Raw genomic sequence first — 10,098 nt, forward strand, 5'->3', positions numbered from 1 at the left:
GCAAATTAACCAAACCAATTATTGCATCTATTGCCCGAAGGCAATATATTTTAGAGGCACTATCTGTAGCCAGCTTTTAGAGAATTGGTATAACTCCTCTCGATTCATTAGACCCATACCAATATAGTAACCCCAGCGGTAAGCTCGCCTATCTAAAAGCCCATAGCGACGAAGAGTCTTCAAATCACTTTGGATAGTATGGGGCGAATATCGCAGTAGCTCCACATCTAATTCGCTTGCTACTTTTTGGAGGTACAATTGTACTAACTGCAATGTATCATGAGATATATCAGAGTCTGATTGCATAGGATCGTTACAACCAACTCCTGGGTTTCGGGCAAACGTAGCAATTAACAGTAAAAGTCGCTCAAAAGCCGGAAGAGTGGTATAAGAATGCTTCATAAACTATATTTCACTCAGAAATGTCAATAATAAGAAAGTATTAGCCTGTAATTTATAAAAAGGTTAAAACTTTTGCTAAGTATAGCTTTTAAAGATTTCACTTTATAGCCACCAATACTGCGAAATAGTCGCGCTCTATCTAAACCTCTGTGTAATATCCAGTTCAGATAGAGTTTTGGAGACTAAATAATATGCAGACGTGCCCCTCCTGCCAACATCTCTTACCTACCATTGGATTCTATTGCTCTAACTGTACTCAGCAAACTCGGTGCAAAAACTGTGATGAAACACTGCTTCCTGGCGCAAAAGGATGTGTAATGTGTGGAACGCCAATAGGTCAAGGGCATAACGGATCGGCATCAAGCAATGGCGGTGGCTTACCTGCCGTAATGAACACCTTAAAATTCATTGAAACCAGCAAAGGCTACTCACGAGAGATTCAGGCTTCTCTAACTAACGAAGTGGGTATTAGCTGGGGTGGTACGGCGATCGCAGCGATCGTTGGCGGACAAATGACACCAGGAAAACCGCCTACTAATCGTCCTGTGATTCGTGATTTAAGTAATGCTGAACCTCAACAACTTTCCTTATTCAACTACGAACCTACTGTCGAGAACAATGAAGCAACGATTAATGCAGTTGCTCAACTTTCTGCTGCTCATGGAGTTGATGCTGATAAGTTAAGACAGATTTTTCGATACAACGGCGAACAATTACAGCTAATGGAAACGCGGCTCAAAGCTGCAAACAAGATAGATGCTGCACGGAGGTTGACATTTTTGGTTCTCCTGTATTCATTAGATGTCGATGGACGAGAGGAAATTCCTCGTACTGAGTTGAATGATATTCTCAAAAGAGTCAGATTGTATGATAACAACATCATCACATGGATTAGCAAAAGTGCCGATCTGATAGTTGAGAAAGATACGGTTGGGTTGCGACTATCAGGCCAAGAACAAGCCCGAAAAGTTCTCGCAGAAGTGCTTGATCGATCAATAGAAGGCAAATGGGATTTAACTTCAAGTGCAGCCTCACGCAGTTCCAAGTCAAACGGCAAAGCAGATGAGGATTCAGACAATTCCACAAAAAATGGCAAGCGTAAGAATAATGAATTGTCCAAGGAAGTTGAGTCTTGGGTAGTTAACTGGAAACCATTCACGTCGAATATTGATTTTCATGCAATTATTAAAGATTGTACGGGTATGGAGAAGGGCTTGTTTGGTCTGTGGGCAATTGATAAAGCAACAAGCGACCCTGAGATAGTGGTTTCAAGCAACAAGCTCAGGCAGTTCCTATATTTCGGACTTGGTATTAAGGTAGATGAGAGTAATTTAGAGCGGCGCTTACAAGCTGCTTCAGGACAAGGAAGCTTAATTAAAGTGCAAGGCGGTTTCCAAATACTGCCTCCAGGCTTGGCTGAAGTCGAAAGATTGATAAACTCCAAACAAAACAACACATTTACAGATGAATCCTCTGAAAATTCTGGTGAGGTGTAATCATGAGAAGAACATCTGAGCAGCTAATTCAGGAACTTTCAAAGATTGTTGACTCTCACTTTGCCAATGCAGTAGTTGAATGCTACGTCGAAATGCAGCAACGATTTTTAGCTGGCGATTGGCAACCAACAGAACTAGATGGTGGGCGATTTTGTGAAGCGATTTCACGCTGCTTGCTTCAAATGGATACCGGAAAGATCGATCATCGTAAGTTGCCTGGTGAAATTCGTAAAAATTTACTAGATAACAGCATTCCTCATAAACTTGGCTCAAAGGATCGTTATCATCTAGCTAAAGTAATTGAGGTTGTATATAGATTTCGTTCAGATCGTGGTGCTGTTCATATATCAACCGAGTACACCGCCAACTATATGGATTCAATGCTGGTGCTTCATGCCAGCAAATGGATCTTTGCTGAGTTTCTTCGCCTAGTTTGGAATCAGGATCGAAAAGTTGTTGCACAAACCATTGCCCAAATTGTTCAACTAGAACATTCAATAATTCATGAATTAGATGGAACACCTTTAGTTCTGGCAAGAGATATTTCCGCAACAGATGAAGTTCTGTTGCTTCTGTATCATGCTGCCAATAATCGCTTGAGTCGTGCTGAACTACGTGAACAGGCTGCCAGTCAGAACCCTCAGAACGTTAATGTTGCAATATCTAGGCTAATCAAAAGTAAGGATATTCGACCTGTTGCTGAGGATGAAGTTGCTCTCACTCCTAATGGTCAAAAAAGAATTCTTGAGCAAGTATTACCTAAGTACACTCCCCAAAAATAAAATTTTCAATTAAATTGCAAGAAACGCATTGATGGAATCCCTTTTATAGCAAGAGACAGGGAACAAGATCAAAAGCTAGTTGCTATAAGGGTTGTGTAATTTATCTATGTCCTAATCTATCAGGCAACTGCTATAAATCATGACAAAGATAGCAGATAATAGGACATAGTAAAAATTTTTTAATTATTTCAGAGTAAATACGGCTCTAAGTGGGCTTTTAGTTACTCTATCTTTTAAGAAGAATAGCTACTTTCACAAGCGATCGCACAATGGAAGACAGTAAGGCATTGTTTGAATATTGGTATGACCGAGTTCGCCTAAAAAACTATGAGTTAATTACAGATTCTGAACACGTCCCAACCCCAAAGCTACGTCATGAATGTACCAACTACGACGAACTGCGGTCTATCCCCGAAGTTCAACAATTGGATGAGCTAGAGCGTAGTAGAGTTATTACTATTATTAAGTACGAATGTACAGCCAAAGTTCTACAGCATCGAGCTGGTCGTCTGCGCGATCGCGCTCATGAGCTTGAAGCAGCTTGTCATGAACAAGATCAACAAAACTCTAAGCTTCTTGGTCTAATCAATGCGTTACGAGAGAAACTGTTTGGCAAGGACAAAGAAATTAAGAGGTTAGAAGCAAGAATTGCCTCGCTAGCAGTTGAAAATGAAGCTTTCCGATCTGAAGCAGAGAATAGTAAAGCTGAGGCAGAATTGCGTACAGAACTAGAGAATTTAAAAAAGAAGTACAATGCGATTGAGAAGCGAAGACAGGAGTTAGCTAAGAATAATCAGAGTTTAGGTGGAAGAGTTGCCCATACAAAAAAATATAAGCAGCAAAGGGACGAAGCAATAGCTTTAACTGAACAACAGAAACAGCAAATTGCTTTGTTAATTCTAGAGAGTCAGCGTCTTCGTGAGGAGAATGAAAGGCTTTATAAAAAATTAAACCAACTAGAGCGATAAAATGTTCTAAATTTGAGACGTTCAATACTAAATATGAAACTTCAAGAGCTAAAAGCTAAAGTCTATGAGTTGGCTAAGGTAACTACTACCAAACAACTCAAGGCGAAGTATAAAGAGATTCAGACGTTAGATATGCGTCTAAAAACCTCTTGGCAGGAAACTCTTGCTATTCTCCAAAAATCCCAAAGCGAGTATGAAAAGTGGTTAGAAAATCCACCTGAAGAATATAAAGAAATTTTCTCTGAGATTACAGAAGCTTTGGAAAAATACGATCAAAAATCAATACAGACAAAAAAGTTAGCACAAGAAATTGTGTCAATAGCTGACGACCTCGAAGAACTAGCAGAGGAATCTCAAAACGAAGCAGAACAAATAAAGCAAGAAGTTGAAGTAACTAAACGTATTTCAAAAAAAGCCAGACTTAACTAGTCTTGGCATTAGATTATAGGTAATAAATCCTTGGAAAATATCTAAGAATAGATAATATTAGGGGTAGATATTACTATCGTTATGCCTCACATTAAATTTGTAAATTTACACCAAGTATGCACAGGTGATCCTCTATGAGTTTCTGACCTAAATGCATTGGGTATGGCAAAATGATATTTCCCATAGACCAAGCAGGTGAACATCTTAAATAGTGAGGTACTCGACACAGTGCCTTTAAAGCTTCTTCTGTTTGAAAATCTGGGTGTACAAAGAACGGCACCATCTCCACCATCTGTTGATGTTTGAATGGAATGTTAGCACCGTATTTATCCTCTTGGAACCCAAGTTTATAAAGTTCGGGTATTGGCATTTCATCTTGCGCCTTCTGTGTTTTTGGTAGCCTTCCGATAGAGAAGTAATGTAGTAGTTCTGGTGTTGACTTATCGTAAAAACCGCTTAGATGTTGGAAATCTCGTGCTGGACAATCTTCGTTCCAAGCTTCTCGATTGGTAATGTACTGCGGTGTTTCTTTACCAGTGCGAATACGAATTACTGCTAATAAGTTCTGTAGTTGTTTGTTGTCACGCTTATACTCGCAAGTGTTACCAGGAACATGGCAGAAGTTGAGAACGTTGCGTTTTGCCAGAAGGTTCTCATTTTGCAACTGGGGCCAGATTTTGCCATCATTGTCTTCACCGCGTCCGTTACGCCACCCTTCAGCTTCAATTAGAACAATGGTTGGTCGGTCTAAATGTTTGGTTACTACGCGTGCAACAAACTGTACTAATTCCGTACCGCTCAACTTGATTTTACTTTGAAGGCGCTTTTTATTTTCTTGGCGATCGCGACGTGCTTGAGCAAAAATTTTTCCGACAGCAATTCCCGCCTGTGTGTAAGGAATCCAATCATTAGCATCGGGAAGTAAGACATCTACTGCACCCGTTGCACGCAGACGAACCGCAAGAGCATAGTGAATATCACCTTGATTTTGGCTAGTTTTGCGACGACAAAAGGCAATTACATCTAAGTCTTGGGCAATTTCTTTCGCTATCTTTGCTTGCTCGTAGACTTGAGAGGGTAGCCCATATAGTGCCCCAATTTGACGTAATGTTCCATCCAGTACAGCACTCATCACACGTCCTATTATCTGTTTGCTGTAGGCTGGTGATTTATCTTCATCATCTTCTTTTTCGCTAGATTTTGGTTGAACCGGCTGTATCATTTGCGAACTAATTCCCTCTCTGATACAAGCTTCACGAATAGCTCCTTTAATATTTTGTTGGGGGAGAACTCCCTTTGTCTTGATTCGTCCAATTTCGATAATCGCTAAACAGTGGGGAGCAGTCTCAAAATTTATCAGAGGAATAGCACTTTGCTGGAGAAAGGTACGCCATAGGTCTCGCTTCGCTTGATGTTCATCACGTATCCACCTGTCAAACGCGCTGCAAATGGTAGACTTGCTCTCGTATATCCCACCAACATTGACGGATTTCGTCTGCTACCCATCTTGCCTGGTCGTAGGAGTTGACAAGTAACAGTAGGCGTTCCCTATCCTGCCATAAATCTGGATCGCTCTCGCCAAGCCGTTTCAATTCCTCAAACTCCTGTCCTAAATCACCGCTACCGTTGTTGCCAATCAACGCTTGTGCCATCTCTTTAAACATTCCCATTTTCTGACGTTCAGGTGTCCCAGAAATAAAGATAGGTTCATCTTTGCGGTTCGATTGCGGTAGAAACTTAAAGCGGCTTTGGGCGATCGCTTTTGTGGCGCTGCACAATCGCTAAATAATAGTACATAAGTATCAATAAAACAGATAATAGAAAGGTATTGCTGAAATTAATAACACTCCCTCATGCCTCGCAAGTCAAAGTCAAAGTTAGCTTTGGTTTTACAGTCTAATTCTGATGGTCAACCTATTGCAGGTGTCGGCTCTGGTGTAGGATTAGAGTTTATCAAAGCCTATTTTCCAGAAGCTCAAAATATAATTCGTATTGCTAGTGCTTACTTTAGCCTGGTTGGATACAAGTTGGGTCGTAAGTATGTGGCATCGGAAGTGCAATTTCAAATCCTAGTGGGTCAGGAAGAAGGAAAGGATGTCCGAGCCACTGTCATTGATGAGATTACGGCAGATTTGGGACAGTGTGATACAGATTTGTGGAGAACAGTTTTTGAATTAGTTGAACGCATGAAATCCGGACACTTTATTATTCGAGATGCCCGCGAAATGCAAGTGCCTTTTCACTGTAAATTTTACATCTGTGATTCAAAGCTAATATGGCATGGTTCATCAAACTACAGTCGTAGAGGACTTTGCCAATCAGCAGAGCAAGTGAGCGTTAGCCACGATTCTGAGCGGATCTGTTTGTTCACAAATTGGTATGATCATGTTGCTCAAAATGCCCAAGATTTACTGGCTGAACTGATCAAAAAATTAGAGGATTGGCTTAATCTCTCTACCCCATTCGAGGTATATCTCAAAACACTTTTTTTGCTCAATAACTTAGCTGAGTATCCTTTGTCTCTGGACGCCTATTCTCCTGTGTATTATCAGAAGGGTGTGATTGCACGTGCTCTTCGTCAAGCTAATGAATATGGTGGTGCACTGATAATAGCTGCTACTGGATTGGGTAAAACTGTTATAGGTGCTGAAATCGCTTTGCGTTTGCAACCAATAGGCAGAACCAATCAAGTTATTTTAATTGCTCCTAGTGTAGTACGCGAGAATTGGGAACGGCAGCTTGAGAATCGCAATGTTTACTTTAAGTTTTTCAATATTGATGTGCTGTTTCGCAAGGCTTCTCAGCAATCTCACCATCAAACAGATCAGCTAGAGAGGCAACTTCAACAAGCTAATCATAACACTGTCATTATTATTGATGAAGCTCACTTCTATCGGAATGAGCTTCTACGAGAGAAATCTAAGCGTGGTAAGAGTTTAGTATATGAACGTATAGTGCCAGCAATAAAAGCAGGTGCAAAGATATTTCTTCTCACTGCCACAGCCTACGGGACAGATTTCTTAAATCTCAATAGTCTACTATATCTTCTACCTCATAGGTTTTACAATCCTAATCTATTGGATGAGCAAAGTCCTTGGAAAATTAATAATGCTGAAGAGTTTTCCCGTCTACCAATTGTGACCATTTTGGGATTACCTCATGTCTTAAAAATGGCTCGAAATAGAGGTGATATTGATACAAACGGACGAACTTTCATTCAATTTGGTGATGAACGACGTTATCTACCAAAAAGCCTCAAGCTTTATTCGTTACGCTATCAGTTATTCTTGCAGCCTGAACTACAATCTGCTTTTGATCGTCGTTGTTTTGATCAAGCTTTTAAGTCTCCACATCAATGGTTCGATGATGATAGAATGGCTCTTCGCGAGAGTGCGATCGATACAGTCTATAACGCTTCACTAACAAGCTGGCTCAGTTCACCTATAGCAATGGTATACAGCATTGAACAAAATCTCGCTACAACAAGCTATTCAGAGCAGTTTGAGGGTGTCTCTCAACTCACTTTAAACCTATGGCAACAGTCTGCTGTTAATGTTCAGAATCAAGATTATTACTCTCTCAACATGCATGATACACAGAATCGCTCTTATAAAACACCAATGCGTATAAGCTTAGAAGAGCGTAGCAATATTTTTATGCCAATATTGGCACAGCTTAGGCAGAGCAACTATATAGATGACAAGTTTCTCAAATTGCAAGAAATTATTGAGGATTGCTGCCTGGATACAAGGGGTAAAGTTATCATCTTTGTCAAGAGATATGTTACTGCCCAGTATTTACTAACTCTCTTGCAGAGAACATTTAGCGGAGCGCTTAGCATTGGTTGTACTGTTGAAACTGATGAAGATAATCCGCGATTAAAAACTGGATTACAGCGTTTTGAAGTGCTAAAACAGTTTTCGCCACGCTCTCATAATTACAAAGCCAACCGAGAGTATGACGTGCTAATTTGTACTGATGCAGATGGTGTAGGTGTTGATTTACAAGATGCTGATACAGTTGTTAATTATGATCCACCTGAAGGAGCGGATGAGCTATTTCAAAGGGCAGGTAGAGTGTTGAGAATGACCTCTAACCCAGAACGAGTAGTTCAGTTTTATACACTTGTACCGTTAATCATCGATCAAAGAGACAGCCCCTCTCGTGTACACAACGATATCTGTGAGAGATTTGATCGCATTGCTCATCGCCACAACAAATCAAAACGAATTTTGGGATCTGGTGTCATCTCAGAAGAAGAGCACTCTGAAATAACGCTTGATAGTGATTTGGATGTGGAGCAACTTACACGAGACAATAAATTTTTGACAGACATTGGTGGACTTGGTGCTGAGTCCATGCTGTCTCATGTAGCAGTGCTTGAACAATACCGGAGTCGTGCAGAAGAACTGCCAGAATATTTACTCAGTGCAAGGAGCTATTCCAAGCCTCAAAACCGTATCTTTATCCTGCTTAAGTATGAAGGCAAGTATTATCCTATACTTTTCAACTTGTCAAACAAGAAGCTTGAAAAACAAGATAAACTTGCTATTCTTGACTTGATTGCTTGTATAGAATCAGAACCTTGTGCCGCAATTCAAGCTGCTGAGATTGAGAAGATAGCTAACCAAGCTGCCCGTGCTTGGTGCGATTTTGAGAAGATTTCCGTAGATCAGGTAAGCAAAATTTGTGGTCTTTATCTCGTACCTCTTGACAAAACAGCAGAAATAAATCGGTTGCTAAATGACACTTATAACGATGAAGAATAAAACATGAAAATACAAGGTTAATATATATTTGATTTGGTTCAAGTCTAGTTAGTCATAAGTTAAGAAGACTAACACTGACGTGAGTTTGGCGACGAATTAAAAAGTATCTGGTGCTAATAAATATTAGCTGAGTTTGTCAATCAAATTCTGAAAACGAAAACGTCCATACTAGTTCTAACAATTTATCTAGCTCAGAGTTATCTTTCAATTCTTTGACACGCTCTGTCAAAATATCAGGTGGCTTAAATAATGTCATTTGACTCATAATGCTATTTCCCTTTACTTAGGTGCATTATCTTGGCGCTGACTCGTTCCTCAAAAGCTGTATCACTGAAAAGATGGGTGCTTTTTTGCAATCCTGTTGCTTCTTCACGCAGAATTTCGATGTAATCTTGGCGCTGATGCAGACGATGGTTAGGAATAACATAAAAACTCTCGTCGTAGCGCAAATCGCCTTCCTCAAATATCGGCTTTAGTTGCAAAGCCAAATCATACGGATTTCGGTAGTCTTTGATATCTACAGCCCACACTGAGCCGTCACCAAAACGTAGTTGCAGGTCATAACGGTCAATACCAGGCCACAGTTGAACTTCGCAAAGATATTTTGGCTGTTGTTTATGCAGCTTTTCTAAGGCATGGAACAGACGTATCTCTGGGATACCAGGCAAACAGACACGCCAATGAATGCCAAACTTGAGACGACGCAGACCTTGCTTCCCAGAAATGCGCCGAACATAGGACAAGTTTTTCCGATGGTCATTGCAGACGCTTGGCTTAATGCCACGTAAATGTCCATGTTTTTTAATTAGAGGGCCGCAGCGATCGCAGCACCAATAAGATTCATTTTGCTTACAGTCTTCGTACAGTTCGCCGACATCATCAATAGAGATATAACGCGTTTGAGAAAAGGTGTTACGAAGCTGCCCTAAAGTAGCGTAAGGATTCGTAATTAGAAATTGACGCAGTAAAACATATTCCCTTTGAGAGCGTTCAGCATCCTGTTCATTGGCTTGTTGCAGCTTGTCCAGCAATCTCAGAAACTGAAAGTTCTCCAATGCAATTTGTTGTACTTTCACAGAAGCAAACTCAGGAAGTTACCCTCGTTTTATCAACTGTTCGTAAAAATACTGGCTTGCTTCCTCACTTAGCGCTCTGTCGTGTCTTATACCAAATCCGGTTATTAGAAACCACTTATAATCAAGGAAAAATAAGCTCAAAAAAAGAGATGCCTAAAAAAGCGTACTTAGCCAAC

The 10,098-nt window shown here is 40.4% G+C and carries 11 protein-coding genes; 6 read left to right on the forward strand and 5 right to left on the reverse strand.

The window, feature by feature from the left end; all coding sequences use genetic code 11:
* Positions 1-27: 27 nt before the first annotated feature.
* Positions 28-402 (reverse strand): hypothetical protein, encoded by a 375-nt coding sequence (locus V7K89_RS10305; RefSeq protein WP_335186790.1) that lies wholly within the window; start codon positions 400-402, stop codon positions 28-30.
* A 317-nt stretch (positions 403-719) separates the two neighbouring features.
* On the opposite strand from V7K89_RS10305, the gene V7K89_RS10310 reads away from it, so the two are divergent.
* The 4 genes from V7K89_RS10310 to V7K89_RS10325 all read left to right on the forward strand — a co-directional run bounded on the left by V7K89_RS10310 (position 720) and on the right by V7K89_RS10325 (position 4,077).
* Positions 720-1,898: a hypothetical protein gene (locus V7K89_RS10310; RefSeq protein WP_335186792.1), complete on the forward strand. Its 1,179-nt coding sequence runs from the start codon at positions 720-722 to the stop codon at positions 1,896-1,898.
* Positions 1,899-1,900: 2 nt separating this feature from the next.
* A complete protein-coding gene (locus V7K89_RS10315; RefSeq protein ID WP_335186794.1) occupies positions 1,901-2,680 on the forward strand; it encodes a hypothetical protein in 780 nt (259 codons plus the stop codon).
* A gap of 269 nt (positions 2,681-2,949) precedes the next feature.
* Positions 2,950-3,648: a hypothetical protein gene (locus V7K89_RS10320; RefSeq protein WP_335186796.1), complete on the forward strand. Its 699-nt coding sequence runs from the start codon at positions 2,950-2,952 to the stop codon at positions 3,646-3,648.
* A gap of 33 nt (positions 3,649-3,681) precedes the next feature.
* Complete coding sequence (locus tag V7K89_RS10325; protein WP_335186798.1) at positions 3,682-4,077, forward strand: hypothetical protein; 396 nt, start codon at positions 3,682-3,684, stop codon at positions 4,075-4,077.
* Between the two features lie 91 nt (positions 4,078-4,168).
* On the opposite strand, the gene V7K89_RS10330 is transcribed toward V7K89_RS10325, so the two are convergent.
* Complete coding sequence (locus tag V7K89_RS10330) at positions 4,169-5,299, reverse strand: RNaseH domain-containing protein (protein ID WP_335186800.1); 1,131 nt, start codon at positions 5,297-5,299, stop codon at positions 4,169-4,171.
* Positions 5,300-5,510: 211 nt separating this feature from the next.
* Positions 5,511-5,855, reverse strand: a complete 345-nt coding sequence (locus tag V7K89_RS10335) for a hypothetical protein (RefSeq protein ID WP_335186802.1) — start codon at positions 5,853-5,855, stop codon at positions 5,511-5,513.
* A 75-nt stretch (positions 5,856-5,930) separates the two neighbouring features.
* On the opposite strand from V7K89_RS10335, the gene V7K89_RS10340 reads away from it, so the two are divergent.
* Entirely contained in the window at positions 5,931-8,846 is a 2,916-nt protein-coding gene (locus V7K89_RS10340) for a helicase-related protein (RefSeq protein ID WP_335186804.1), read from the forward strand.
* 136 nt (positions 8,847-8,982) lie between these two features.
* On the opposite strand, the gene V7K89_RS10345 is transcribed toward V7K89_RS10340, so the two are convergent.
* Positions 8,983-9,111 carry a hypothetical protein gene (locus tag V7K89_RS10345; RefSeq protein ID WP_335186806.1) on the reverse strand — a complete coding sequence of 43 codons (129 nt, stop codon included), beginning with the start codon at positions 9,109-9,111 and terminating at the stop codon, positions 8,983-8,985.
* A gap of 4 nt (positions 9,112-9,115) precedes the next feature.
* The gene (locus V7K89_RS10350; RefSeq protein WP_335186808.1) at positions 9,116-9,922 is read right to left on the reverse strand and encodes a restriction endonuclease-related protein; all 807 of its coding nucleotides are present in this window, start codon (positions 9,920-9,922) and stop codon (positions 9,116-9,118) included.
* Between V7K89_RS10350 and V7K89_RS10355 the strand changes: the two genes are divergently transcribed.
* On the forward strand, positions 9,901-10,098 hold a 198-nt coding region (locus V7K89_RS10355), incomplete at its 3' end, for a hypothetical protein (RefSeq protein WP_335186810.1). The genes V7K89_RS10350 and V7K89_RS10355 overlap by 22 nt on opposite strands.

This window comes from Nostoc sp., assembly GCF_036917515.1.
In the GTDB taxonomy this organism is placed as follows: domain Bacteria; phylum Cyanobacteriota; class Cyanobacteriia; order Cyanobacteriales; family Nostocaceae; genus Nostoc.